The 24,878-nt window shown below is 69.6% G+C and carries 23 protein-coding genes and 2 pseudogenes; 10 read left to right on the top strand and 15 right to left on the bottom strand.

What is annotated here, in order from left to right; translation table 11 throughout:
• The first annotated feature begins 164 nt into the window (after positions 1-164).
• From JDV09_RS05000 to JDV09_RS04975, 6 genes and pseudogenes are all read left to right on the top strand, one after another.
• Positions 165-851 (top strand): TetR/AcrR family transcriptional regulator, encoded by a 687-nt coding sequence (locus JDV09_RS05000; RefSeq protein WP_308124006.1) that lies wholly within the window; start codon positions 165-167, stop codon positions 849-851.
• 20 nt (positions 852-871) lie between these two features.
• Positions 872-2,296: an aldehyde dehydrogenase family protein gene (locus tag JDV09_RS04995; protein WP_221368006.1), complete on the top strand. Its 1,425-nt coding sequence runs from the start codon at positions 872-874 to the stop codon at positions 2,294-2,296.
• A gap of 35 nt (positions 2,297-2,331) precedes the next feature.
• Entirely contained in the window at positions 2,332-3,237 is a 906-nt protein-coding gene (locus tag JDV09_RS04990) for an NAD(P)-dependent oxidoreductase (RefSeq protein WP_221368223.1), read from the top strand.
• Positions 3,234-3,803: pseudogene (locus JDV09_RS04985) on the top strand (SDR family NAD(P)-dependent oxidoreductase); the annotation flags it as partial. The gene JDV09_RS04990 and the pseudogene JDV09_RS04985, both read left to right, overlap by 4 nt.
• Positions 3,804-4,049: 246 nt before the next feature.
• Positions 4,050-4,421 (top strand): IS3 family transposase, encoded by a 372-nt coding sequence (locus JDV09_RS04980; protein ID WP_372452844.1) that lies wholly within the window; start codon positions 4,050-4,052, stop codon positions 4,419-4,421.
• Positions 4,422-4,444: 23 nt separating this feature from the next.
• A complete protein-coding gene (locus JDV09_RS04975; protein WP_221368004.1) occupies positions 4,445-5,503 on the top strand; it encodes an NAD(P)H-dependent amine dehydrogenase family protein in 1,059 nt (352 codons plus the stop codon).
• 1 nt (position 5,504) lies between these two features.
• On the opposite strand, the gene JDV09_RS04970 is transcribed toward JDV09_RS04975, so the two are convergent.
• The 9 genes from JDV09_RS04970 to JDV09_RS04930 form a co-directional block, all read right to left on the bottom strand.
• A complete protein-coding gene (locus JDV09_RS04970) occupies positions 5,505-5,816 on the bottom strand; it encodes a hypothetical protein (protein ID WP_221368003.1) in 312 nt (103 codons plus the stop codon).
• Positions 5,817-5,933: 117 nt separating this feature from the next.
• Complete coding sequence (locus JDV09_RS04965; RefSeq protein ID WP_221368002.1) at positions 5,934-6,773, bottom strand: DegV family protein; 840 nt, start codon at positions 6,771-6,773, stop codon at positions 5,934-5,936.
• Positions 6,774-6,775: 2 nt separating this feature from the next.
• Complete coding sequence (octT, locus tag JDV09_RS04960; RefSeq protein ID WP_221368001.1) at positions 6,776-7,513, bottom strand: diglucosylglycerate octanoyltransferase; 738 nt, start codon at positions 7,511-7,513, stop codon at positions 6,776-6,778.
• Positions 7,503-8,180 carry a glucosyl-3-phosphoglycerate phosphatase gene (gene gpgP, locus JDV09_RS04955; protein WP_221368000.1) on the bottom strand — a complete coding sequence of 226 codons (678 nt, stop codon included), beginning with the start codon at positions 8,178-8,180 and terminating at the stop codon, positions 7,503-7,505. The genes octT and gpgP overlap by 11 nt, the downstream gene beginning before the upstream one ends.
• On the bottom strand, positions 8,177-8,557 hold the full coding sequence (gene rsfS / locus JDV09_RS04950) for a ribosome silencing factor (RefSeq protein ID WP_221368222.1): 381 nt from the start codon (positions 8,555-8,557) through the stop codon (positions 8,177-8,179). Before rsfS ends, gpgP begins: the two co-directional genes overlap by 4 nt.
• Positions 8,554-9,192: a nicotinate-nucleotide adenylyltransferase gene (gene nadD, locus JDV09_RS04945; RefSeq protein ID WP_372452841.1), complete on the bottom strand. Its 639-nt coding sequence runs from the start codon at positions 9,190-9,192 to the stop codon at positions 8,554-8,556. Before nadD ends, rsfS begins: the two co-directional genes overlap by 4 nt.
• 315 nt (positions 9,193-9,507) lie before the next feature.
• A complete protein-coding gene (locus JDV09_RS04940) occupies positions 9,508-10,959 on the bottom strand; it encodes a vWA domain-containing protein (RefSeq protein WP_221367999.1) in 1,452 nt (483 codons plus the stop codon).
• Positions 10,959-11,843: an AAA family ATPase gene (locus JDV09_RS04935; protein WP_221367998.1), complete on the bottom strand. Its 885-nt coding sequence runs from the start codon at positions 11,841-11,843 to the stop codon at positions 10,959-10,961. The genes JDV09_RS04940 and JDV09_RS04935 overlap by 1 nt, the downstream gene beginning before the upstream one ends.
• Positions 11,844-11,858: 15 nt before the next feature.
• Positions 11,859-13,118, bottom strand: a complete 1,260-nt coding sequence (locus tag JDV09_RS04930; protein ID WP_221367997.1) for a glutamate-5-semialdehyde dehydrogenase — start codon at positions 13,116-13,118, stop codon at positions 11,859-11,861.
• A 58-nt stretch (positions 13,119-13,176) separates the two neighbouring features.
• Between JDV09_RS04930 and JDV09_RS04925 the strand changes: the two genes are divergently transcribed.
• Together JDV09_RS04925 and JDV09_RS04920 are read left to right on the top strand one after the other, a co-directional pair.
• Entirely contained in the window at positions 13,177-14,049 is an 873-nt protein-coding gene (locus tag JDV09_RS04925; RefSeq protein ID WP_221367996.1) for a ribokinase, read from the top strand.
• Positions 14,046-14,873: an enoyl-CoA hydratase/isomerase family protein gene (locus JDV09_RS04920; RefSeq protein WP_221367995.1), complete on the top strand. Its 828-nt coding sequence runs from the start codon at positions 14,046-14,048 to the stop codon at positions 14,871-14,873. The genes JDV09_RS04925 and JDV09_RS04920 overlap by 4 nt, the downstream gene beginning before the upstream one ends.
• A gap of 10 nt (positions 14,874-14,883) precedes the next feature.
• Here the strand turns inward: JDV09_RS04920 and JDV09_RS04915 are convergent, their stop codons facing one another.
• A complete protein-coding gene (locus tag JDV09_RS04915; protein WP_221367994.1) occupies positions 14,884-16,941 on the bottom strand; it encodes an NAD(+) synthase in 2,058 nt (685 codons plus the stop codon).
• A gap of 122 nt (positions 16,942-17,063) precedes the next feature.
• On the opposite strand from JDV09_RS04915, the pseudogene JDV09_RS26550 reads away from it, so the two are divergent.
• A pseudogene (locus JDV09_RS26550) lies at positions 17,064-17,480 on the top strand (Hsp20 family protein); the annotation flags it as partial.
• Between the two features lie 171 nt (positions 17,481-17,651).
• Positions 17,652-18,536 carry an NAD-dependent protein deacetylase gene (locus JDV09_RS04905; RefSeq protein WP_221367992.1) on the top strand — a complete coding sequence of 295 codons (885 nt, stop codon included), beginning with the start codon at positions 17,652-17,654 and terminating at the stop codon, positions 18,534-18,536.
• Here JDV09_RS04905 and proB read toward each other — a convergent pair.
• The 5 genes from proB to rne all read right to left on the bottom strand — a co-directional run bounded on the left by proB (position 18,480) and on the right by rne (position 24,804).
• A complete protein-coding gene (gene proB, locus JDV09_RS04900) occupies positions 18,480-19,592 on the bottom strand; it encodes a glutamate 5-kinase (protein ID WP_221367991.1) in 1,113 nt (370 codons plus the stop codon). The two genes, JDV09_RS04905 and proB, sit on opposite strands and share 57 nt — an antisense overlap.
• The gene (gene obgE / locus JDV09_RS04895; RefSeq protein ID WP_221367990.1) at positions 19,589-21,028 is read right to left on the bottom strand and encodes a GTPase ObgE; all 1,440 of its coding nucleotides are present in this window, start codon (positions 21,026-21,028) and stop codon (positions 19,589-19,591) included. The genes proB and obgE overlap by 4 nt, the downstream gene beginning before the upstream one ends.
• A gap of 102 nt (positions 21,029-21,130) precedes the next feature.
• A complete protein-coding gene (gene rpmA, locus JDV09_RS04890) occupies positions 21,131-21,397 on the bottom strand; it encodes a 50S ribosomal protein L27 (RefSeq protein WP_221367989.1) in 267 nt (88 codons plus the stop codon).
• Positions 21,398-21,411: 14 nt separating this feature from the next.
• Positions 21,412-21,735 carry a 50S ribosomal protein L21 gene (rplU, locus tag JDV09_RS04885; RefSeq protein WP_221367988.1) on the bottom strand — a complete coding sequence of 108 codons (324 nt, stop codon included), beginning with the start codon at positions 21,733-21,735 and terminating at the stop codon, positions 21,412-21,414.
• 156 nt (positions 21,736-21,891) lie between these two features.
• Complete coding sequence (gene rne, locus JDV09_RS04880; protein ID WP_221367987.1) at positions 21,892-24,804, bottom strand: ribonuclease E; 2,913 nt, start codon at positions 24,802-24,804, stop codon at positions 21,892-21,894.
• Positions 24,805-24,878 lie beyond the last annotated feature (74 nt).

The following is a 24,878-nucleotide window of genomic DNA, read 5'->3' as shown; positions in this document are numbered from 1 at the left end:
GTGGTCAGGCCCTCCTGCGCCGCTTCGAGCTGCAGTGGAAGGAGGTCGGCTGCCGCATGGCAGTGCGGATCCCTGTCGGCGCGCAGCCGCGTCGATTCATCGACGGCAGATCCCATCACCACTCCTCAAATTAATAGCACCATGATCGTTGCATTACTGTTAACATGAACCCCATGCAGTCTGGCCGTCAACCCCCCAAATCGATGACGCCCACCAGGTCGGGTTATCGACCGAGTGCCGGACGGCCTACTCGCGAACACGCCGAGCGGCGTCACGAACAGCTGCTCGATTGTGCGCTGGAAATCTTCTTGGACAACGGTTTCCAGCGCTCAACCATCGACTACATTGCCACGGCCACTGGAATGGCCAAGCGGACGATCTACGCCCGCTACCCCGACAAGGCCGCGCTTTTTGAAGCCGCGGTACAGCGAGCGGTGGACCGGTGGATCATCCCGGTCGAGGTGTTGCATGAGGTCGAGACTGAAGACCTGGAGGAGACGCTGGTAGCGATTGCGCGGATTCGACTCGAGAGCTATACGAGTCCGGCCGGCGTGGCGCTGCAACGAATTCTCAACGCCGAGGGGTACCGGTTTCCGGATCTGTACAGGTTGGCGTTCGAACAGGGGACGGTGCCCGCGTTGCGGTTCATCGCGGACGTGCTGGGCCGCCATGTCGCGGCGGGGACCGTGCAATCGAACGATCCCGAGGTACTGGCCGGCGCATTTCTGAGCATCACCGTCGGCGGGCCGGCCACCGGACTGATGTGGGGAGTCGTGACCGACCCCGACGTGCTCGATCGCCGCATCCGTACCTGCGTACGGGTGTTCCTCGACGGCGTACGACCCCGATGACCACCCCGAAGGAGAGCAACGTGTTCGTGACGGAGTCGTTCATCGGCGGCGCCCCGGTACCGTCTGCGGCGCACTACGACAATGTGGACCCTTCCACAGGGCAACCAATAGGTGGGGTCGCTCGTGGAGGCGCGGACGAGGTTGACCAAGCGGTGGCCGCTGCCCGACACGCATTCAACGCGTGGCGCAAGGTCGCCCCGGCGGAGCGATCGATGGTGCTGAGCCGAATAGCCGATGCGATCGACACCCACCGGGAGCGTCTGGCTCGGCTGGAAAGCGAAGACACGGGTAAGCCGTTGACGCAGGCCCGTACCGACGCGGCGGTGGCCGCGCGCTACTTCCGTTTCTACGCAAACGCGATCGACAGCTACTACGGCAGCGCGATACCGCTGACCGACGATCTGCTCGTCTACACGCGCCGAGAACCGCTCGGTGTCACCGGACACATCGTCGCGTGGAACTACCCGATGCAGCTCGCGGCGCGTTCAGTTGCTCCGGCGGTCGCCGCTGGCAACTCCGTAGTCATCAAACCTGCCGACGAGACACCACGTACCGCAGTCGAGTTCGCGCGGATTGCCGTAGACGCCGGGTTGCCCGCCGGGGTTTTCAACGTAGTCACCGGAATCGGCGCTGAGGCGGGCGCAGCCCTTGCCGCCCATCCCGACGTTGACTCGATCGGTTTCGTCGGGTCGACGCAGGTGGGTTCGGCGATCGCGCACGCTGCCGCAGACCGGGTAGTGCCCGCGGTCCTGGAGCTGGGCGGCAAGTCTCCGCAGATCGTCTTTCCCGACGCCGATCTGGCGAAGGCAGCAACGTTCGTCACCAAGGCCATCTTGCAGAACGCAGGCCAGACATGTTCGGCCGGATCGCGGCTGCTGGTGCACGAAGCCGTGCACGACGAGCTCGTAGCGGCAGTGGTGAAACGCTTTGCCGAGGTCACCATCGGCCCAGGAGTTGACGACAAGGATCTCGGACCATTGATCTCCGTCAAACAACAGAATCGAGTGCAAGGTTTCCTCTCGGGCAACGCTAAAGGTGAGATCCTCTGTGGCGGAACGACTCCCAGTGAAGAATCGCTGGTGAGCGGTGCGTATTTCCTACCAACCCTGATCGACGGGGTCGATCCCGCCGCGCCGATCGCGCAGGAGGAGATCTTCGGCCCCGTGCTCACGGTCAACACGTTCGCTGACGAGGATCAAGCAGTGCAGCTGGCCAACGGTACCCAATACGCGTTGCTGGCAGCCGTGTGGACCCGCGACCTCTCTCGCGCACATCGACTCGCCGCCGATATCGTCGCCGGACAGGTCTACGTGAACACCTACGGTGCGGGTGGTGGTGTGGAACTGCCGTTCGGCGGCTTCAAGAAGTCGGGCTATGGCCGGGAGAAAGGCTATGAGGCTCTCGACGCCGTCACTGCCACCAAGACGGTGGTGGTTGCCCTGTGACCGGCAATGAGGCGGTCTCCGATAGCCGACACGAAATGAGCACCGCATCCGAGCTTGGGTTTATCGGTCTGGGCAACATGGGCTTTCCCATCGCCCACCGGCTAGCTGCCTCCGGACGCGCGGTTGTCGTCTACGACACCCGGCAGGAGGCCATCGAGCGAGCCAGGGAGTTCGGCGCGGTGCCGGCGTCGTCGCCCCGCGAAGTGGCCGACCGGACCGAGACGGTACTGGCCAGCCTACCGTCACTGCAAGCATCCTTGGAGGTGGTCGGCGGCAAAGACGGCGTGATCGGCGGGTCGCGAGTCCGACTCTTCATCGACCTGTCCACAGTGGGAAGCGAAGTTGCACAACGTAATTACGAGCTGCTCGCTGCCTCTGGGATCGCAGGACTGGATGCTCCGGTCAGTGGCGGAGTGACCGGAGCCCAGAAGGGCACCTTGGCCATCATGGTATCGGGCCCGCGCGACCAGTACGATGCCGTCACGTCGCTGCTCAGCGAGATTGGCCGGCCGTTCTTCGTTGGTGCGCAACCGGGGGCAGCGCAGACTATGAAGCTAGTCAACAATCTCATGGCGGCCGCGACATTGGCTGCCACAGCAGAAGTCATGGTCATGGGTGTCAAGGCGGGCCTTGACCCACACGTGATGCTCGATGTGCTGAACGCCGGCTCGGGGGCGACGCACGCAAGTCGCGACAAGTTCCCCAAGGCCGTGCTGCCTCGCACCTTCGACTACGGATTCGCCACGGCCCTGATGGTCAAGGATGTGCGCCTCTACCTGGACGAGGCGAGGGCTCTGGGGTTACCGATCCAGCTGGCTGAGGTGGTGGCCGAGATGTGGGAGCGCACGCTGAGTGACGAAGGCTCCGAATCCGACTTCACCGCGATCGTCAAGCCGCTGGAGAGAGCCGCGGACGTGACCGTAGGACACCAGCAAGGATGAACTCGCAAACGGGCGAGCGCGACTCGCGTCCGACCGCGATGGGCGTCGTGAGCGGCATCGATCTCACCGGCAAGACCTGTGTGATCACCGGCGCTTCGTCCGGCTTGGGCAGAGAGTCAGCACGAGCCCTTGCGGGTGCCGGCGCCCACGTCGCGCTCGCCGCGCGTAACTCCGCAGCCCTGGTCAAGACGCGGGACTGGATTCATGCAGAACAGCCGACGGCGAGGATATCGATTGTCGAACTCGACCTTGCCTCACTGGCCAGCATCCGGTCCGCGGCCGCGGTCATCGCCGAAGTCGCGCCGGTCGTCGACGTGTTGATGAACAACGCCGGGGTGATGTTCACGCCGTTCGGGCGCACCGAAGGCGGGTTCGAAATGCAGTTCGGGACCAACCACCTGGGCCACTTCGTATTCACCACCCTGCTCCGTAAGAACATGGAAGCTGCCGATGGTTCTCGCGTCGTCGACCTCTCGTCCGAAGCTCACCACCTCAGCGACATCGACCTCGACGATGCGAACTGGGAGCGGCGTGTCTACGACAAGTTCGACGCCTACGGGGCGGCGGTCGACCCCGCTCTGCCGGACATCGACGCGATATACCTCGCGGACTGCAGGGCCCTGTTCGGGTGTCGCGTCTTACGCAACTGACCAAGCGCGCGCAACCGCCCTGTGGGAGATTTCCACGGCCCGTTGTCCGCAGTAGGCCGACCCGATGGACTCAAGCGATCAGTGGTCTTGCCGGTGAAGGAGTCGACGAAGTGAGCGTGGCACGTTCATCGCCGACCAGGACGTCGTGCGCAGCTCGACGCGGTGGTCGCGGCGGCATTCACCGCGACCAATGGGCTGCATGGTTCGCCGCGGCTGGTAACTGACCTGCGCGATCTGGGTTGGGAAGTGTCGGAGAAGACGCTGGCTGACTCGATGCGCCGCCAGGGTTTGGCGGCACGGCGCATCAAGCGCCGCAGTGGTCTGACCAGGCAGGACAAGACCGCCCCGAAGTTCCCGGACCTACTCAAACGGGACTTCACCGTGGTCGCGCAGAACCGCAAATGGGTCGGGTCTCTCGCCCGTCAACGACGGAATCAGGGAAGCCGGAACCACGGCAGCGCCCGTCAAGACGGCCACCGGCGCTGTGTCACCCATGCGGCCACCTTTCAGGCGGTAGCTTCGGTCGCGACGTAGACACCACTCGATGAGGAGATGCCATGCCGACGCCGATCACCGACCGACCGCTGCGCGTCATCCAATGGACGACCGGCAACATCGGGCGCCGCTCACTGCACGCCATCATCGGCCGCGACGACATGGAGCTGGTGGGCGTCTATGCCCACGGCGCCGACAAGGCGGGCGTCGACGCCGCCGAGCTCGCGGGCTGGCCCACCCCGACCGGTGTCACCGCGACGGGCGACATCGAGGAACTGGTCGCGCTTCGCCCGGACGCCTGCTGCTACAACCCGCTGTGGCCGAGCATCGACGAGCTGGTCCGGCTCCTGGAGTCGGGCATCAACGTCTGCTCCAGCGCGGCGTGGATCACCGGCGGCAAGCAGTCGCCCGAGGATCTCGAGCGGATCCGAAACGCTTGTGAGACGGGAAGTTCGACGATCTTCGGCAGCGGCGCACATCCCGGGATGAGCAACCTGGTCGGCATGGTGCTGTCCGGGGCCTGCGAGCGTGTGGACGAGATCCGCATCACCGAGTCCGTGGACTGCTCGACCTACGAGTCCGCGGGCACCCAGACCGCGATGGGCTTCTCCCAGGATCCGGACACCCCGGGGCTGGCGGAGAGCGTCCGCACCGAGAGCGAGGTGTTCGCCGAGTCGGCGGCGATGATGGCCGACGCGATCGGCGCCGACCTGGACCGGATGACCTTCGACGTCACGTTCACCGCGGCCACCGGGGACACCGACCTGGGTTTCATGAAGATCCCCGAGGGCACGGTCGCGGGGGTGTACGGGTATCACCGCGGCTGGGTCGGCGACCGCAACGTGGTCAGCGTGGGGTTCAACTGGATCATGGGCGAGCACGTCACACCGCCCAAACCGCTCGAGCACGGTCACGTGGTTCAGGTGTTCGGGCTGCCGAACATGCGCACGGTCGTGCACTGCCTGCCGCCGAAGGACTGGACCGAGCCCGGCTTCATGGGCCTGGGCATGATCTACACCGCGATGCCGGTGACCAACGCGGTGCCCGCCGTCGTCGCGGCCGACCCGGGCATCGTGACGCTGGCCGACCTGCCGCCGATCACCGGACGCGCGGCCGTCTGAGTCAGATGGTTCCCGGCATCCCCGGCATCCCGGCCATCGGAGGCGGCGGCGGGGGCGGAGGCGGCGGCGACGGGATGGTGTAGGGCCCGCCCGCACACACCGGGTCGGTGGGCATGCTGATGCAGCGGGTATCGGCCGGGCCGGTGGGAGCCGGAGGGGAATAGGGGCCACCCTGGCACTGGACCGCCTCCGGCATCGTCGCGCATTCGGGATCGTCCGGGCCGGTGGGAACTCCCAGAGCCGTGCCGGCCGACATGGTCGCGCCCGAAACCGCCGTCGCCAGGAGTGCCGCGGCCACAGCGGTTCTCGCCACCGCGCCGCACACTCCCGAAGCCGTCACTCGTTTCACTTCACGCTCCTCACGACGTACCGATGCTCATGCTCGCATGGCCGCTCGCTGTGCGGGGCCCGAACAGCCCGGCTACGACTCCTACGGGGCGGCCACCCGCACGGCGACGCCGACCGCACCGGCGCCGACGTGCACCGACAGCACCGGCCCCATGTCCGCGACGGTCAGCGAGGTGAGCTGCGGAAGGCGTTGGGTCAGTGCGGCACCGAGTTCGTCGGCGGCATCGTGGTGGTCGACGTGATGAACCACCACCTCGGCCGCGTCGTCGCCCACCACCTCGGCGACCTTCTCCACCATCGCCGCATGCGCCTTGCCGATGGTGCGGATGCGCTGGTCCAGCACCAGCCGGCCGTCGACATCCAGACACAGCAGCGGTTTCAGCGACAGCGCCGTGCCCAGCCACGACGCCGTGGTGCGGATCCGGCCGCTGCGCCGCAGGTTGTCCAGCCGGTGCACCACCACGAAGACGTGCGTGCGGGTCAGCGCCGATCGGGCCGCCGCCTCGACCGCGTCCAGGTCGCCGCCGTCGGCCGCGCGGAGCGCGGCGGCCGTGGCCACGAAGCCCACGCCCATCGCCGCCGACCGGGAGTTGACGACCCGCACCGCGGGACCGAACTCACGCGCCGCGCTCACCGCCGCGCTGTAGGTGCTCGACAGCGCCGCGGACAGGTGCACGGCCACCACGCCGTCGCCGCCGCTGTCGGCCAGCGCCTGCCGATAGGTCTCGGCGAGCTCGGCCGGCGTCGCGCCCGCCGTGGTGACCTTCGGCCGGTCATGAATGTCATAGGGGACGTCGTCGACACCGTCGCGCAGGTCGGTGCCGTCGACCAGCACGTGCAGCGGCACCTCACGGATGTTGTGCCGCTTCAGCTCGTCCGGCGGCAACCGCGCGGACGAGTCGCTGACCACCACGACCGCCACGACTAACCGTCCGCCGCGGCCACGCCGGCCTCGGCGAGCCCCTTGATCATCAGTTCGGCCACCGCCTGATGCGCCTCGAAGTTCCAGTGGATACCGTCGGGATTGCCCCGCCCGCCCATCACCTCGTCACCCACCGCGGCCTTGAGGTCCACCAGCGGTACACCGTGTTCGGCGGCCCACCGGGTGACCGCGTCCACGGTGCCCGGCCTGCCGTGATGGGCCAGTCCATAGGTCGGCGCGATGTGCACCGACGGCAGCGACGCCACCACCGGGATGCCGGGACGGTTGAAATCGATGGCCGCCCTGGTCATCTCGAGGTACTCGGCGGTCAGCGCCGGCGGCAGCGCGGCCCGCGCCACCGGGGACAGCCGCGGCTGCACCCAGCCGTACCCGTCACGGACCCAGCGGCGCAGCCACGACGGGCGCACGTAGCGGATCAGCTCACGCAACGCCGTGGGAAGCGGCGACGGCAGCGAGTCCATGCCCGACGTCGCGAAGATCACCGCGCCGGCCCTGGGCAGCGCCGCCCACGCCCGCGGATCCTGGGTGGCCGCCCACCACACGTCGCGGCTCGTCCAGCCGATCCGGCCGATCAACTCCAGATCCCAGCCCAGGTGCTGCGCCACGATGTTGGGCCAGATGCGCGGGTCGTCGGACGGCAGGCCGCCGGTGGGCCCGTAGTAGGACAGCGAGTCACAGAAGACCAGCAGCGTCCTGGGCCGAGACGGCTCAGAGGACATCGTTGGCGACCTGGGCCGAGGCGTTCCACACGTCCAGGCGCCACCGGATGTCGGCGAAGGAGGCCGGGTCCCCGTCCATCCGGGTGTGCCCGGCCAGTTGCACCCAGCTGGCGTTGCCCATCCCACCCAGGACCGGCCAGTTGTCGACCGGCAGCCCGAGCAGCGCTCCGGTCAGCGCCGCGATCAAACCGCCGTGGGCCACCAGCACCACCGGGCGGTCCGGGTCATCGACCCCCCAGTCGGCCTGCCCGGTCACCAGTTCCTCGACCAGGGGAAGGCTTCGATCGGCGACGTCGATGCGGCTCTCGCCGCCGTGCGGAGCCCAGCGGGCATCGTCGCGCCACGCCAGCCTGGCACCCGGGGCGACGGCGTCGACCTCGACGTGGGTCATCCCCTGCCAGTCGCCGAGGTGGGTCTCACGCAGCCGGGTGTCGATGCTGACCGGCTGCCCGGACCGGTCGCCGAGGGCCACCGCGGTGTCCAGCGCGCGCCGCAGGTCCGACGACACGATCAGCAGCGGCTGCCGTTTGGCGAGCACTTCGGCCGCGGCGACGGCCTGCTCGCGGCCCAGATCGCTGAGGTCGGTGTCCAGCTGACCCTGCATTCGGCTGCCCGCGTTGTACTCGGTCTGTCCATGGCGCAGCATCACCAGTCGGCGGATCCTCATTCGCCCGCCTCCGCAATGTCGTCGACGGCCACCGGCACCGTCGGACAGTCGCGCCACAACCGGTCCAGCGCGTAGAACTCGCGCTCGTCCCGATGCTGGATGTGCACCACGATGTCGATGTAGTCGAGCAGGGTCCAGCGCCCCTCGCGGGTACCCTCGCGGCGGGCGGGCTTGTGGCCGGCGATGCGCATCTTCTCCTCGACCTCGTCGACGATCGCGTTGACCTGCCGCTCGTTGGACGCCGACGCGATGACGAAACAGTCGGTGATGACGAGCTCACCCGACACGTCGATGACGACGACGTCGTCGGCGAGCTTGGACGCCGCCGCACGGGCGGCGATGGTGGCCATCTGGATGGCTTCCGGTGAGGCGGTCAGGTGCGGTCTCCTTCAGCTGCGAGGCTAGGGCTGCGGTAGAGATTCCGCTTGGCGACGTACTGCACGACGCCGTCGGGAACCAGGTACCAGATGGGTCTGGAGTTCTCCGCGCGGATGCGGCAGTCGGTCGAGGAGATGGCCAGCGCGGGCACCTCCACCAGGTGCAGCGCGTCGGCGGGCAGCTCGGCCATGGCCGCCGAGATGTGTTTGCCGTCGAGTTCGTAACCGGGCCTGCTGACGCCCACGAACCGCGCGATGGCGAACATCTCCTCCCAGTTCTGCCAGGACAGGATCGAGGCGAGCGCGTCGGCGCCGGTGATGAAGTACAGGTCCGCATCGGGGTTCTGGGCCCGCAGGTCGCGCAGCGTGTCCTTGGTGTAGGTGGCGCCGCCGCGATCGATGTCGACCCTGCTGACCGAGAACCGCGGGTTTGACGCGGTGGCGATCACCGTCATCAGGTATCGGTCCTCGGCGGCGGTGACCGGGCGGCTGCGCTTCTGCCAGGGCTGACCGGTGGGGACGAACACCACCTCGTCGAGGTCGAACAGGTCGGCGACCTCACTGGCCGCGACAAGGTGCCCGTTGTGGATGGGATCGAAGGTCCCGCCCATCACCCCGAGCCGTCGCGAACGCACGATCAACGAGCTTACGGGAGCCTCGCTTCGGGCCCCGACTGTGCGACTTCAGCCGCGACACTCCGGGCTCGGCGGAAAAATCCGCACAGTCGATCGTGCCCCGTCACGTCCGGTCCATCCGCGGGCGGTCGACGCCGCTGCCGCACGGCCGGCGACGACGCCGCGGCGGCGGGACAGGTGCGCCGAAGCTGTCGCGGCCCGCGAACACCGGGATGGCAGGCATTCACCCGCGCGATATCACCGCAGGTGAGACCGGTGGCGTTCATGAGCGCGCCGATCCGCTGGACGGCCGCAGCGTGCCGCACACCGGGCGCCTCAAACCGGAAGCAGGGCGTCGATCACCGACGCCAGCTGCTTGGCCGAACGACACTCGTGCATCGGGATGACGTCCTCGTAGCGGGGCACCGCCGAATCGCCGCTACCCCACAGATGGCGGGGCTCCGGGTTGAGCCAGTGGGCATGCCTGCTGGCGTTGACCATGTGGGCGAGCAGCTCGGTCTCCGGGTTGCGGTAGTTGTTGCGCCCGTCGCCCAGCACCAGCAGCGAGCTGCGCGGCGAGAGCACGCCGGGGTACTTGTCCAGGAACGACACGAAAGCGTGCCCGTAGTCGGAGTGGCCGTCGCGGGTGTACACACCCGCCTCCCGGGTGATGCGCTGCACGGCCACCGCCAGGTCGGCGTCGGGGCCGAACAGCTCGGTGACCTCGTCGGTGGTGTCGATGAAGGCGAACACCCGCACCCGGGAGAACTGCTGGCGCAGCGCGTGCACCAGCAGCAGCGTGAAGTGGCTGAAGCCGGCCACCGAACCGGACACGTCGCACAGCACGACCAGCTCGGGACGGGCCGGGTGCGGCTTCTTGAGCACCACGTCGATCGGCACCCCGCCGGTCGACATCGACTTGCGCAGCGTCTTGCGCAGGTCGATCTCGCCGGCCCGTGACCGCCGGCGCCGTGCGGCCAGCCGGGTGGCCAGGGTGCGGGCCAGCGGTGCCACCACCCGCCGCATCTGGCGCAGCTGCTCACCGGAGGCGCGCAGGAACTCGACGTTCTCGGCCAGCTGCGGCACCCCGTACATCTGGACGTGTTCGCGCCCGAGTTGCTCGGCGGTGCGCCGCTTGGTCTCGGCCTCGACCATCTTGCGCAGCTGCGCGATGCGCTGGGCGGCCAGCGCCTTGGCGATCTGCTCCTGGGTCGGGGTGGGCTCCTCGCCGTAGGGGGCCAACAACCCGGCCAGCAGCCGTCCCTCGAGGTCGTCGAGGTTCATCGCCTTCAGCGCCTGATACGACGAGTACGACGGGCCGCGGCTGGAGTTGTACCGGCCGTAGGCCTCGACGATCTGGGCGATCATCGCCGCCAGCCGGTCGTCCAGATCGGCCATCTCCTGGTTCTCGCCGAGCATGTCGACCAGCGCGCCGCGCAGCGCCTCGATGTCCTCGGGCGGCAGCCCCTGCAGGTCAGTGGCATCGGCCGCACCGTCGTCGTCGGACAGCACCGTCTTGGCGCCGAGTGCCGCCGGAAAGTACAGGTCGAACAGCGCGTCATAGGTCTCGCGGTGATCCGGGCGGCGCAGCACCGCGCAGGCGATCCCCTCCCGCAGCACGGTGCGGTCGGACAGGCCCAGCGTGGCCATCACCCGGCCGGCGTCGACGGTCTCCGACGGGCCGACCGAGATGCCCTGCCCGCGCAGCGCCTCGACGAACTCGACCAGGTGCCCCGGGATTCCATGGGGCGCCAGCGGCTGCGGTGGGCGGGTGCGTCGGACCGCCATCAGTTGAGCCTCAGCTCCCCGGCGGCCTTGATCTGGTCGGACTGGTGCTTGAGCACCACGCCCAGCGTCGCCGCGATCACCTCGTCGTCGATGGTGTCCATGCCCAGCGCCAGCAGCGTGCGGCCCCAGTCGATGGTCTCGGCGACCGAGGGCACCTTCTTCAGCGTCATGCCGCGCAGCACGCCGATGACCTTCACCAGCTCGTCGGCCAGGTGCTCGGGCAGTTCCGGGACCCGCGACAGCAGGATGCGCCGTTCCAGATCGGGGTCGGGGAAATCGATGTGCAGGAACAGGCAGCGCCGCTTGAGCGCCTCGGAGAGCTCGCGGGTGGCGTTGGAGGTGAGCACCACCAATGGCTTGCGCTCAGCGGTGATGGTGCCCAGCTCGGGCACCGTCACCGCGAAGTCGGACAACACCTCCAGCAGCAGGCCCTCGATCTCGATGTCGGCCTTGTCGGTCTCGTCGATCAGCAGCACGGTCGGCTCGGTGCGCCGGATCGCGGTCAGCAGCGGGCGGGACAGCAGGAACTCCTCGGAGAACACGTCGTCCTTGGTGCGGTCCCAGTCGGCCCCCTCACCCTGCCCGGCCTGGATGCGCAGGATCTGCTTGGCGTGGTTCCACTCGTAGAGGGCGCGGGCCTCGTCGACGCCCTCGTAGCACTGCAGCCGCACCAGGCCCGAATCGGTGGCCTGGGCGATCGCGCGCGCCAGCTCGGTCTTGCCGACGCCTGCGGGGCCCTCGACGAGCAGCGGCTTGCCGAGCCGGTCGGCGAGGAACACCGCGGTGGCGGTGGCGGTATCGGGCAGATAACCGGTCTCGGCCAGCCGCCGCGAGACATCGTCGATGTCGGCGAACAGCGGCGCCGGACGTGCGGGGACGCTCAAATCATCACTCCTGGTTCAGGCTGGACGTATGTGGCCGGAGCCCCACACGATCCACTTGGTCGACGTCAACTCTGGCAACCCCATCGGCCCCCTGGCGTGCAGCTTCTGGGTGGAGATGCCGATCTCAGCGCCGAAACCGAACTGCTCCCCGTCGGTGAACGCCGTCGATGCGTTCACCATCACGGCCGCCGCGTCCACCCGTTCGGTGAACCGCTGCGCGGCAGCGAGATTGGTCGTCACGATGGCCTCCGTGTGACCGGTGCCGTACTCGTTGACGTGTGCGATGGCGCCATCCACCCCATCGACGACGGCCAGCGCGATGTCCATCGACAGGAACTCGGCGCGCAGCTCGTCCTCGGTCGGATCGGCGTGCACCGTCACGCCGGCGGCCTGCAGCGCCGCGGTCAGCCGCGGCACCGCCACATCGGCGATCGACGCGTCGATGAGCAGCGACTCGGCGGCGTTGCACACGCTGGGCCGCCGAGTCTTGGCGTTGAGCAGGATGGCCTCGGCCATGTCGAGGTCGGCGGACTCCTCCACGTAGACGTGGCAGTTGCCGACCCCGGTCTCGATGGTGGGCACCTGCGCGTCGCGCACCACGGCGTCGATCAGGCCGGCCCCGCCGCGCGGGATGACGACGTCGACCAGGCCGCGGGCCTGGATCAGGTGGGTGACGCTGGCCCGGTCTTCGCTGGGCAGCAGCTGTACCGAGTCGGCGTCGAGACCCTCGACCACCAGCGCGGCACGCAGCGCGGTCACCAGCGCCGCGTTGGACCGCGCCGCTGACGAACTGCCGCGCAGCAGAACGGCGTTGCCGGATTTCAGCGTGAGCCCGAACGCGTCGACGGTGACGTTGGGGCGGCCCTCGTAGACGATGCCGACGACGCCGAGCGGGACCCGCTGCTGGCGCAGCTGCAGGCCGTTGGGCAGGGTGCGGCCGCGCAGCACCTCCCCGACCGGGTCGGGCAGACCCGCGACCTGGCGCAGGCCGTCGGCGATGCCCTCGATCCGGGCCGGGTCCAGCGCGAGGCGGTCCAGCATGGCCTCGGCGGTGCCCGCGGCGCGGGCCGCCTCGAGGTCGGCGTGGTTGGCCTCCAGGATCGTGCGGGTGTGCATCAGCACGTGATCGGCGGCGGTGCGCAGGGCATGGTTCTTGGCCTCGGTGCTCAGCGTCGCCAGCCCGCGCGCCGCGGTCCGGGCCCGCCTGGCGGCGGCGTGGACCTGGTCGCGCAAGTCATCGGTGACTTCGCTGCGCTCGGGCGCGTGCAGACTCATTAGCCCAGCTTATCGGACCTGCCCACGTCTGAGAACGTGAGGCGCTAGCGTGGGCGCCATGCCTGCGCGGGTGTGTGTGGTCGGCAGCGTCAACGCCGATCTCACGTTCACCGTCGACGCCCTTCCCCGGCCCGGCCAGACCGTGCTCGCATCGGCATTGTCGGCCTCGCCGGGCGGCAAGGGCGGTAACCAGGCGGTGGCGGCCGCACGAGCCGGCGCGGCAGTGCAGCTCGTCGCGGCCCTCGGCACCGACGCGGCGGCCGAGCAGCTGCGGACTCACCTGCACGACAACGGCGTCGGGCTCGACGGCGTCGTCACGGTGCCGGGGCCGAGCGGCTCGGCGGCGATCCTCGTCGACACGAACGCGGAGAACTGCATCGTGGTGGCGCCCGGCGCCAACGCCCACCTGAGCCTGAACTCGCAGGCGATCCGGTCGGTCGTGGCCGACTGCGATGTGGTGCTGATGCAGCTGGAGATCCCGCTCGACGCGGCGGTCGCGGCGGCGCGGGTGGGCCGGGAGGCCGGCGCGGTCGTCATCGTCAACGCCTCGCCGGCCGGCGCCGATCCGGGCCGACTCGCCGAACTCGCCGGCCTGGTGAACGTCGTCGTCGTCAACGAGACCGAGGCCGCGCGGTGGGTGGCCGCCGGGCACCCGCCGGTGCCGCACCTGGTGATCACCCGGGGTGCGCGGGGGGCCGCCCATCACGGCGACGGGGGCGATGTGGACGTGCCCGCGCCGGCCGTCGAGGCGGTCGACACCGCCGGGGCCGGCGACGTGTTCGCCGGCGTGCTGGCCGCGAAATGGCAGGGTGGACTGGAGCACGCGCTGCGCAGCGCGTGTGCGGCGGGTGCGCTGGCGACACTGGTGCACGGGGCCGGGAACTGCGCACCCTACGCTGAGGCCATCGACGACATCCTGGAGGCGCCATGACCACGACGACGGAACCCCGTCCACCCGAGGGTGATTGGCTCGGCACGCCGTATCTGCGCTTCACCCGGGAGGGCCCGTTCGGGGTGTGCACGCTGGACCGGCCGGAGGCGCGCAACGCGATGACACCGGCGATGTACTTCGGCATCCGCTACGCAGTCGGGCTGGTCGACGCCGACGATTCGCTGGCCGGGCTGTTGATCACCGGCACCGGCGACGTGTTCGCGCCGGGCGGCGACCTCGGTGGCGGTGACGGCTCGGACAACTGGCTGGACGCGCTCGGCCGGGGGCTGGCAATGGACGTCACCCCGTTCGAGCGGCTGCGCCAGTCGGTCAAACCGGTGGTGAGCGCGGTCAACGGGCTGTGCCAGGGCGGCGGGCTGCAGATCGCGATGTGCAGCGACATGGCGGTGGTCAGCGACCGCGCGACGTTCCGGGTGCCCGAGCTCTACCGCGGCATCGCCGACACCTATTACAGCCAGATGCTGGCCCGGATGATCGGCCCGGTGCGCACCCGCGACCTGATGTTCACCGGGCGCACGCTGACCGCCGAGGAAGCCGTCGACTGGGGCATGGTGGCCCGGATGGTGCCGCACGAGGAATTGCCGGGCGCGGCCCGCGAGGTGCTGGCGCAGTGCTGCCGCACCGCCCCGAAAGCACGCTCGGTGGTCAAGTCCAGCCTGGACAACTACATGGGGCTCTTCGACCGGATCGGCATGCAGGCCAGCTACTCCGGCGAGGAGGCCCGCGAGGGGTTCGTCGCGTTCAAGCAGCGCCGCTCGCCGCAGTGGGTACATCCCGAGTTGCGCGGCGAGGGACGGCTGTAGCCGATCGACGTCAGCTCGGGTCGGCGGGGATCGCCCGGTCGATCTCGTCGAGCCAGATGCGCGCCGACATGTCCGACGGGGCCCGCCAGTCGCCGCGCGGCGAGAGCGATCCGCCGTGGGACACCTTGGGGCCGTTGGGCATTGCGGAGCGCTTGAACTGGGAGAACGAGTAGAACCGGCGTACGAAGACCGTCAGCCAGCCCCGGATTTCTGCCAGGCTGTAGGCGGGCCGCTGGTCGGGCGGAAATCCCGGCGGCCAGTCGCCGCGTTCCGGGTCGCTCCAGGCGTGCCAGGCCAGGAACGCCACCTTCGACGGCCGGAACCCGTGGCGAAGCACCTGGAACAGGGAGAAGTCCTGCAGCGCATAGGGACCGATCTTGGCCTCGGTGCTCTGGATCTCCTCGTCCTCGCCGGCCGGCACCAGCTCGGGGGTGATCTCGGTGTCGAGCACCGACTGCAACGCCGTGTTGATCGGGTGGTCGGCGGGCCCGAACTGTTGCGACGAGATCACCCACCGGATCAGGTGCTGGATCAGCGTCTTGGGCACGCCGGAATTCACGTTGTAGTGCGACATCTGGTCGCCGACACCGTAGGTGGACCAGCCCAGCGCGATCTCGGACAGATCGCCGGTGCCCAGCACGATCCCGCCGCGCTGGTTGGCCAGCCGGAACAGGTAGTCGGTGCGCAGCCCCGCCTGCACGTTCTCGAAGGTGACGTCGTACACCTTCTCACCACGTGCGAACGGGTGGTCCATCTCGGCGAGCATCAGCTGCGCCGTCGGCCGGATGTCGATCTCGGTGAACGTCACCCCGAGCGCCTCGCCCAGCCGGTAGGCGTTGCCCTTGGTGTGTTCTCCGGTGGCGAAGCCGGGCAACGTGAACGCCAGGATGTCGCTGCGCGGGCGGCCCAGCCGGTCCATCGCCCGCGCCGCGACGATCAGCGCGTGCGTGGAGTCCAGCCCGCCGGACACCCCGATGACCGGCTTGGGAAAGCCCAGCGCGCGCAGCCGCTGTTCCAGGCCGGACACCTGGATGTTGTAGCCCTCGTAGCAATCCTGTTGCAGCCGTTCGGGATCGGACGGTACGAAGGGGAACCGCTCGACGGTGCGCAGCAGCCCGATGTCGCCGGTCGGCGGGTCCAGCCGGAACTCCACCCGGCGGTAGTCCCCGGCTGTGATGCCGTGGTGTACCCGGTTGTCGTCGAAGGTGCCCATCCGCAGCCGCTCGGCGCGCAACAACTCGAGGTCGACGTCGGCGACGGAACGCCGTGGGCCGTCGGGGAATCGTTCGGAGGTGGCCAGGCAGGCGCCGTTCTCCCAGATCATGGTCTGGCCGTCCCAGGCGAGGTCGGTGCTGGACTCCCCCTCGCCGGCTGCCGCGTACACGTAGGCGGCCAGGCAGCGGGCCGACGCCGAGCGGGCCAGCAGTGTGCGGTCCTCGGCACGCCCGATCGTGATGGGGCTGCCGGACAGGTTGGCCAGTACCGTGGCGCCGGCCAGCGCGGCCTGCGCGCTCGGCGGGATCGGGACGAACATGTCCTCGCAGATCTCGACGTGCAGCACGAACCCGGGCACGTCCGTCGCGCTGAACAGCAGGTCGGGCCCGAACGGCGCGTCGATGTCGCCGATGCGCAGCACCCCGCGCACGTCGTCGCCGGCCGCCATCTGGCGGCGCTCGTAGAACTCGCGGTAGGTCGGCAGATACGACTTGGGCACCACCCCGAGCACCCGGCCGCGGTGGACCACCACCGCGGTGTTGTAGATGCGGTGGCCGTACCGCAGCGGCGCCCCGACGACCAGCACCGTCATCAGCCCGGCGGACCCGGCCACCACCTCGAGCAGCGCCTCGTGGACGGCCTCCAGCAGCGCGTCCTGCATCACGATGTCGTCGATGGAGTATCCCGACAGCGTCAGCTCCGGGAAGACCGCCAGCGCGACCGCCCCGGCGTCGCACTCGCGGGCGGTGGCCAGCACGGATGCGGCGTTTGCCGCGGGATCGGCGAGCGCCGAGTGCAGGGTGCAGGCGGCGACGCGCACGAATCCCTGGTGGTAGGCCGAGTAGAAGTCCATCACCACCATTGTCGCCCGCTGACCGCGCGGATTCGGGGACGGGGGTGCGTGTTGGCCTGTCGTTCGCCCGTGCGCACCTTGCCCGACCCGGGGATCTTTCCTGCCGCGCGCATCCTGGGGACGTGAACAAGGTTGCCATCCAACGCCCCTCGCGTCCGCTGCTGTCCGACCTCGCCGAGTTGTTCGAGACCCTGCCCGCCTTCGCCGCGCTGCGGCCACTGTTCGACGGCCGCACCATCCGGGTGGAGGACGAGCTGTTCGAGGAAGCCTACGAGATCCGTGCCGAACTCCCCGGGGTCGATCCGGAGCAGGACATCGAGGTCACGGTGCGCGACGGTCGACTCACCATCACCGCCCAGCGGCCCGGCCCGGGCGAGGGCTGTGGCCGCTCGGAATTCCAGTACGGGTCGTTCTCCCGGAGCCTGTCGCTGCCCGACGGCGCCGATCAGGACGAGGTGAACGCCACCTACGACCGGGGCATCCTGACGGTCTCGGTTCCGCTGACCGACGAGAACCGACCCGAGAGGCACGTCGAGGTCATCGAGGTCGTGTCGGTCGACGACGATGACGACGACGACGCCTACGACGACGACGACGCCTACGACGATGACGACGCAGATGACGACGACATCGCACACGTCGATGGTGCCGACGGGCAGGCCGACCAGCACGAACCCGTCCACCAGGGCTGATCGCCTACATTCGATCGTGTGGAAGCGCCCGAACTCCTCGCACTGCTGAGAGGCAGGCGCATCGCCGTGCTCACCGGCGCGGGGATGTCCACCGATTCGGGCATCCCCGACTACCGCGGACCGGACTCGCCGCCGAGCAACCCGATGACGATCCGGCAGTTCACCTCCGATCCGGTGTTCCGGCGGCGGTACTGGGCCCGCAACCACCTGGGCTGGCGGCACATGGACCAGACCCTGCCCAACGCCGGGCACCGCGCACTGGCCGCGCTGGAACGCGCGGGCGTCATCGGCGGGGTGATCACCCAGAACGTCGACCTGCTGCACACCAAGGCGGGTAGCCAGAACGTGGTCGACCTGCACGGCACCTACGCGCGGGTGGTGTGCCTGGACTGCGGTCACACGATGTCGCGGGCCGCGCTGGCCGACCTGCTCGAGCGGGCCAACCCCGGTTTCGCCGACTCGGCCGCCGGCCCGGGTGGCATCGCGGTGGCCCCCGACGCCGACGCCGTGGTGGCCGACACCGCGTCGTTTCGCGTCGTGGACTGCCCGGCCTGTGGCGGCATGCTCAAGCCCGACATCGTCTACTTCGGCGAGAGCGTGCCGCGGGATCGGGTGGAGCAGGCCTATTCGGTGGTCGATGCCGCCGAGGCGCTGCTCGTCGCCGGGTCGTCGCTGACCGTCTACTCGGGCTACCGCTTCGTCCGGCACGCCGCCGCGGCCGGCGTCCCGGTGGCGATCATCAACCGCGGCCGCACCCGCGGCGACGACCTGGCCGACGTCAAGATCGACAACGGCTGCTCACCGATGCTGGCGCTGTTGGCCGATGAACTACCCGCGCCCGCAAGCTCAGACCGCGACGAGGTCGTCGGCGTGCACGGCGGGACGGCGCATCTCGGCGGGTAGCTCGGAGGTGGAGCGGCCCAGCATGCCGGCCAACTCACCCGCGTCGTAGGCGACCACCCCGCGGGCGACCATGGTCAAATCCTGTCCCCGCAATTCGACGACGTCACCGCCGTAGAACCGCCCCGACAGTGCGGTGATACCGGCGGGCAGAAGCGAACGTCGCTGCCGCACAACGGCGTTGACCGCTCCGTCGTCGAGGGTCAGGGCGCCGGACGCCTCCGCGGCATAGCGCACCCAGAACCGGCGGGCCGACATCCGTTCGGCACGGGGCGCGAACACCGTGCCGACCGACGCGTCGGCCAGCGCCGACGCCGCATCGGCGGCCGCGGCCAGCAGCACGGGCACGCCCGCGTCGGCGGCCAGCAGTGCCGACGACAGCTTCGACACCATTCCACCGGTGCCCAGGTGGCTACCCCGACCGGCCGTGACGCCGGCCAGGTCGCCGGGTCCGCCGACCTCGGGGATGAAGCGGGCCGGGGCATCGGCACTCGCCTTGCGCGGATCGCCGTCGTAGAGCCCGTCGATGTCGCTGAGCAGCACCAGCGCGTCCGCGCCGACCAGGTGCGCGACCAGCGCGGAGAGTCGGTCGTTGTCGCCGAACCTGATCTCGTTGGTCGCGACGGTGTCGTTCTCGTTGACGATGGCCACCGCGTGCAGCGCACGCAGCCGGTCCAGGGTGCGTTGGGCGTTGGTGTGCTGCACCCGCAACGAGATGTCGTGTGCCGTCAGCAGCACCTGCCCCACCGTGCGGTCGTAGCGGCCGAACGCCGCGCTCCACGAGTTGACCAACGCAACCTGGCCGACGCTGGCGGCCGCCTGCTTGGTGGCCAGGTCCGTCGGCCGCCTGGCCAGGCCCAGCGGCTCGATGCCCGCCGCAATCGCGCCCGAGGACACGATCACCACGTCGGATCCGGCCCGCATGCGCGCCTCGATGGCATCGGCGAGGTACTGCAGCCGGCTGGCGTCGAACACGCCCGAGGGTGTGGTCAGCGCAGTCGTGCCGATCTTGACGACGACCGACCGCGCGGTGCGGATCGCCTCCCGGTGCACCGTCACTCGGTGCTCTCCCGCCGCGCCTTGCGCGCGGCCTTGCGCTCATCGGCCGACACCCGGTCGGTCTGCTCGAGGCGGGCGTCGGTGCCGCGACCCGACAGCGGGACGTCCACCCCCGCCGGGGTCTGGGGCTCCCAGTCGAACGTCATGTCGCCGATCGTCACGGCGCATCCCGGCCGGGCACCGAGCTTGAACAACTCGTCCTCCACGCCCAGGCGGGCCAGCCGGTCACCCAGATAGCCGACCGCCTCGTCGTTGTCGAAGTTGGTCTGGGCCACCCAGCGCTGTGGGCGCACGCCCCGGACGATGAACCCGCCGTCGCCGTCGGATTCCACCGTGAAGCCGCTCTCGTCGACGGCCACCGGGCGGATCACCGGACGCCGCGGCGCCACCTCGGGCTGGGCCGCACGGTAGGCGGCCACCATGTCCCACAGCGCGAACGTCAAGGGCCGCAGGCCCTCCCGGCTGACGGTGGACACCTCGTAGACCGGCCAGCCGAACGTCTCGGCGATCTCGGGGCGGACGAAGTCGGCCAGTTCGCGGGCCTCGGGCACGTCGATCTTGTTCAGCACCACCGCCCGCGGCCGCTCGGCGAGATCACCGAGGGTGGAATCGCCCTGCAGGGTGGGCGTGTAGGCGGCCAGTTCGGCCTCCAGGGCCTCGATGTCGGAGAGCGGGTCGCGGCCGGGTTCCAGCGTTGCGCAGTCCACGACGTGCACCAGGACCGCGCACCTTTCGATGTGGCGCAGGAAGTCCAGCCCGAGCCCGCGGCCCTCCGAGGCACCGGGGATCAGGCCGGGGACGTCGGCGACGGTGAACGTGTGGTCGCCGGCGGAGACCACCCCGAGGTTGGGCGCCAGCGTGGTGAAGGGGTAGTCGGCGATCTTGGGCTTGGCCGCCGAGATCGCCGACACCAGCGAGGACTTGCCCGCCGACGGGAACCCGAGCAGCCCGACGTCGGCGACCGTCTTGAGCTCGAGGGTCAGATCGCGGACCTCGCCCTGCTCGCCGAGGAGTGCGAATCCGGGTGCCTTGCGCGCCCTGGAGGCCAGTGCGGCGTTACCGAGCCCGCCGCGTCCTCCCGCGGCGGCTTCGAATCGGGTGCCCGCGCCGACCAGGTCGGCCAGCATCCGGCCGTGGCCGTCGAGGACGACGGTCCCGTCGGGCACCTTGACCTCGAGGTCGCCGCCGGCGGCGCCGTCGCGGTTGCTGCCCGCGCCCTGCTTGCCGGACGGCGCGACGACGTGCGGATGGAAATGGAAGTCCAGCAGCGTGTGCACCTGCGGGTCGACGACGAAAACGACGCTGCCGCCGCGTCCGCCGTTGCCGCCGTCGGGGCCGCCGAGCGGCTTGAACTTCTCGCGGTGCACCGAGGCGCAGCCGTTGCCGCCGTTACCGGCCCGCGCGTGGATGACGACGCGGTCGATGAACCGGGGCATCGGGCTTCTCCGTCCTTGATCCAACTCGAAATCTACGTTTTGCCTACCAGGCGCGGAGGCCCTCGGCGCAAAACGTCGATATCGACGTCGGGAAGGGCCGGATCAGGCCTTCGGGGCCGCGGGGCGGACGACGTTGACGAACTTGCGACCGCGCTTGGTGCCGAACTCGACGGCGCCGGGGGCCGTGGCGAACAGCGTGTCGTCGCCACCCCGGCCGACGTTCACGCCGGGATGGAAATGAGTACCCCGCTGACGGACCAGGATCTCGCCGGCCTTGACGATCTGCCCGCCGAAGCGCTTGACGCCGAGCCGCTGGGCGGCGGAGTCACGACCGTTGCGTGAGCTGGAAGCGCCCTTCTTGTGTGCCATGTCTCTCGCTCCCGTTACTTGATGCCGGTGACCTTGAGCACCGTCAGCTGCTGACGGTGGCCCTGGCGCTTGTGATAGCCGGTCTTGTTCTTGAACTTGTGGATGCGGATCTTGGGGCCCTTGGTGTGCTCGAGGACCTCGCCGGTCACCGCGACCTTCTCCAGCGCCTTGGCGTCGGTGGTCACCGTCGCGCCGTCGACTACCAGAGCGACGGGCAGCGAAACCGTGGCGCCGGGCTCGGCGTCGAGCTTCTCCACCTTCACCACGTCGCCGGCCGCGACCTTGTACTGCTTGCCACCGGTCTTGACGATCGCGTACGTGGCTGTTTCGGCTGCCATCGTTGGTCTTCCTCTGCTTCGCGTGCGGGCGCGCATCACCTGTGGGTGTGCACGCGGGTCTGGGTGGGATCTCGTCCCTGTCTCCCGCCGGCCGTGGGCAGGCCCTGGAGACAACTGCTCAAGGTTACGTGACCAGCGGGGAGAGGGTCAAACCGCTCAGTCGTGTGCCGGCGGTCCCGCGGGACGCGCCGCGGCGCGGCGGCGGGGCCTGCGGGCCGGGGCGGCCACCGCGACGGGCTCGCGCCCGCCGTCGTCCACCCCGTCGTCTTCCGAGTCGTCTTCCTCGTCGGAGTCGTCTGAATCGATGACGTCCAGGTCGTCGTCGAGGTCGTCTTCCTCGTCGTCGTCGGAGTCCAGGTCGATCTCGTCCTCGTCGGAGTCCTCGTCCGACTCGTCGGAGTCGACATCTTCGGTGTCGTCGTCCGAACCCTCGAAGTCGTCGTCCGAACCCTCGAAGTCGTCGTCGAGCTCCTCGTCCGTGGTGTCGGTCACGGCCTGCCGGACGGCGTCCGGGTCGAGCTCGGCGACCTCGCCCGCCTCACCTGCGGCGTCTTCGTCCTCGCCGTCGTGCTTGCCGTTGGCCGCGGCCATCGCCTTGAACATCGGATGGTCACCCGGCGAGTGCTCGGGCACCTTCGCGACCTGGACTTCCTGTTCGCGTGCAGCGCGCTTGCCGCGCTTGCTGCGGCGGCCACCGCCGCCGGACTCGGACTTGCGGCTGGGCGCCGACGCGGAGTCCACGGGGTCGCCGTGCAACACGATGCCGCGGCCCGCGCAGTGCGTACACGACGTCGAGAACGCCTCGATCAGACCGGTGCCCAGACGCTTGCGGGTCAACTGCACCAGCCCCAGCGAGGTCACCTCCGAGACCTGGTGGCGGGTGCGGTCGCGGGCCAGCGCCTCGGTCAGCCGGCGCAGCACCAGATCCCGGTTGGACTCGAGCACCATGTCGATGAAGTCGATGACCACGATGCCGCCGATGTCGCGCAGCCGCAGCTGGCGCACGATCTCCTCGGCAGCCTCGAGATTGTTGCGGGTGACGGTCTGCTCCAGGTTGCCGCCGGAACCGGTGAACTTGCCGGTGTTGACGTCGACGACCGTCATCGCCTCGGTGCGGTCGATGACCAGCGTGCCGCCCGAGGGCAGCCAGACCTTGCGGTCCATCGCCTTGGCCAGCTGCTCGTCGATGCGGTAGACGGCGAACACGTCGGGGCCCGCCACTCCGTCATCGGAGCCGGCCGGCTCGTATTTGGACATCCGCGGCATCAGCTCGGGGGCAACCGAGCTGACGTAGTCGTTGATGGTCTTCCAGGCGTCCTCACCGGAGACGACCAGCCCGGAGAAGTCCTCGTTGAACAGGTCGCGGATGACCTTGACCAGGACGTCGGGCTCCTCGTAGAGCGCCACCGCGGCGCCGGCCTTCTTCTCGGTGATCTCGGCGGCCTTGACCGAGATCTCGGTCCAGCGCTTCTGCAGGCGCTCCACATCGGAGCGGATGTCGTCTTCCTTCACGCCCTCGGAGGCGGTCCGGATGATCACTCCGGCGTCGGACGGAACCACCTCACGCAGGATCTCCTTGAGCCGCTGACGTTCGGTGTCGGGCAGCTTGCGGCTGATCCCGGTGGACGACGCGCCCGGGACGTAGACCAGGTAGCGACCCGCCAACGAGACCTGGGTCGTCAGCCGCGCGCCCTTGTGCCCGACCGGATCCTTGCTGACCTGCACGACCACGTAGTCGCCCGGCTTGAGTGCCTGCTCGATCTTGCGGTTGGCGCCACCCAGACCGGCGGCCTCCCAGTTCACCTCGCCGGCGTAGAGCACGCCGTTGCGGCCGCGGCCGATGTCCACGAACGCCGCCTCCATCGAGGGCAGCACGTTCTGCACGATGCCCAGGTAGATGTTGCCGACCAACGATGCCGATGCCGCGGACGTGACGAAATGCTCGACGACGACGCCGTCCTCGAGCACCGCGATCTGGGTGTAGCGGGCACCCTGGTGCGGGGGTTCGGCGCGGACCTTGTCGCGCACCACCATCGTCCGCTCGACGGCCTCTCGGCGGGCCAGGAACTCGGCCTCGGACAGGATCGGGGGCCGCCGCCGGCCCGCGTCACGGCCGTCCCGGCGGCGCTGCCGCTTGGCCTCCAACCGGGTGGAGCCGCTGATCCCCTGGATCTCGTTGTCTTTATCCTTCTCGCCCTTGCCCCGCGGCTCGCGCTCGTGCACGACCGTGTTGGGCGGGTCGTCGGGCGAGGAGCCGTTGTCGCCGTCCTCGCCGGAACCGGACTTGCGGCGGCGGCGACGCCGGCGGCGCCGGCTGCTGCCGTCGGCCGCGGCATTGTCGTCCTCGCCGCCCTCGTCGTCATCGGTGTCCTCGCCGGATCCGGATGCCTCGGCGTCGTTCACGGCGTCGCCCTCGCCGTCACCGGGTTCGTCGCCGTTCTGCTCGCCACGCCCTCGGCCACGGCCCCGCCGGCCGCGCCGGCGCCGTTTGCCCGACGGCCGCTCGGCCAGGTCGTCGTCGGACTCCGAGTCCTCCGACGTGTCGTCGGAGGCTTCGTCGGTGTCGCCGGAGTCGTCGTCGGCAGCGGCGCGGCGCTCCTCGAAGCGCACCGGCTGCGGTGCGACGAACAGCGGCAGATAGTCGGCGGGCTGCGCGTGTTTCGGGGCCACAACCCCTGAGGTCTCCAGGATCAGCCGCGACTCCGGCTCCTGTTCGGCCGTCTCGGCGGGCTCGGTTGCGCTCTCGGCGGGCTCGTGGGTCTCTGCGGGCTCGTGGGTCTCTGCAGTCTCCGGGGCCTGGGTCACTGCGGCCTCCGGGGCCTCGGCGAGTGCCTGGCGCACCCGGTCGGCCTCCTCGCGGCCCACCGAGGAATGCGCGCTGCGGGTCCGGCCGTCCAGCTCGTGCAATGCGTCGATGATCCGCTTGCTGGTGGTGCCGAGCACGCGGGCCAAGGAGTGGACCCTCAGACGCTCCGGTGCCGCCGGGGCCTCGCCGGACGGCTCAGCGACGTGCTGAGTGTCCTCCGGGAGGTCGTGGACGGGAGCTTGCAAGTTGTCATTGTCGGCCACGTACTCTCCTCAAGCCCCCGGGCGCGTCGTTTGCTGACGCGGCCACGCGAGGGCTTCGTTATGTGTATCCGGGC

Source organism: Mycolicibacterium xanthum (genome assembly GCF_019710635.1).
GTDB lineage: Bacteria > Actinomycetota > Actinomycetes > Mycobacteriales > Mycobacteriaceae > Mycobacterium > Mycobacterium xanthum.
The sequence above is the reverse complement of the archived record's forward strand: the minus strand, read 5'-3'. Positions and strand labels throughout refer to the sequence as shown.

What these genes read in the sequence shown, in the direction of transcription:
- JDV09_RS05000 (WP_308124006.1), top strand. Translation starts at nt 165, where the DNA reads ATGAACCCCATGCAGTCTGGCCGTCAACCCCCCAAATCGATGACGCCC.
- JDV09_RS04990 (WP_221368223.1), top strand. Translation starts at nt 2,332, where the DNA reads ATGAGCACCGCATCCGAGCTTGGGTTTATCGGTCTGGGCAACATGGGC.
- JDV09_RS04975 (WP_221368004.1), top strand. Translation starts at nt 4,445, where the DNA reads ATGCCGACGCCGATCACCGACCGACCGCTGCGCGTCATCCAATGGACG.
- octT (WP_221368001.1), bottom strand. Translation starts at nt 7,513, where the DNA reads ATGTCCTCTGAGCCGTCTCGGCCCAGGACGCTGCTGGTCTTCTGTGAC.
- gpgP (WP_221368000.1), bottom strand. Translation starts at nt 8,180, where the DNA reads ATGAGGATCCGCCGACTGGTGATGCTGCGCCATGGACAGACCGAGTAC.
- JDV09_RS04940 (WP_221367999.1), bottom strand. Translation starts at nt 10,959, where the DNA reads ATGGCGGTCCGACGCACCCGCCCACCGCAGCCGCTGGCGCCCCATGGA.
- JDV09_RS04930 (WP_221367997.1), bottom strand. Translation starts at nt 13,118, where the DNA reads ATGAGTCTGCACGCGCCCGAGCGCAGCGAAGTCACCGATGACTTGCGC.
- JDV09_RS04925 (WP_221367996.1), top strand. Translation starts at nt 13,177, where the DNA reads ATGCCTGCGCGGGTGTGTGTGGTCGGCAGCGTCAACGCCGATCTCACG.
- JDV09_RS04920 (WP_221367995.1), top strand. Translation starts at nt 14,046, where the DNA reads ATGACCACGACGACGGAACCCCGTCCACCCGAGGGTGATTGGCTCGGC.
- JDV09_RS04915 (WP_221367994.1), bottom strand. Translation starts at nt 16,941, where the DNA reads ATGGACTTCTACTCGGCCTACCACCAGGGATTCGTGCGCGTCGCCGCC.
- obgE (WP_221367990.1), bottom strand. Translation starts at nt 21,028, where the DNA reads ATGCCCCGGTTCATCGACCGCGTCGTCATCCACGCGCGGGCCGGTAAC.
- rpmA (WP_221367989.1), bottom strand. Translation starts at nt 21,397, where the DNA reads ATGGCACACAAGAAGGGCGCTTCCAGCTCACGCAACGGTCGTGACTCC.
- rplU (WP_221367988.1), bottom strand. Translation starts at nt 21,735, where the DNA reads ATGGCAGCCGAAACAGCCACGTACGCGATCGTCAAGACCGGTGGCAAG.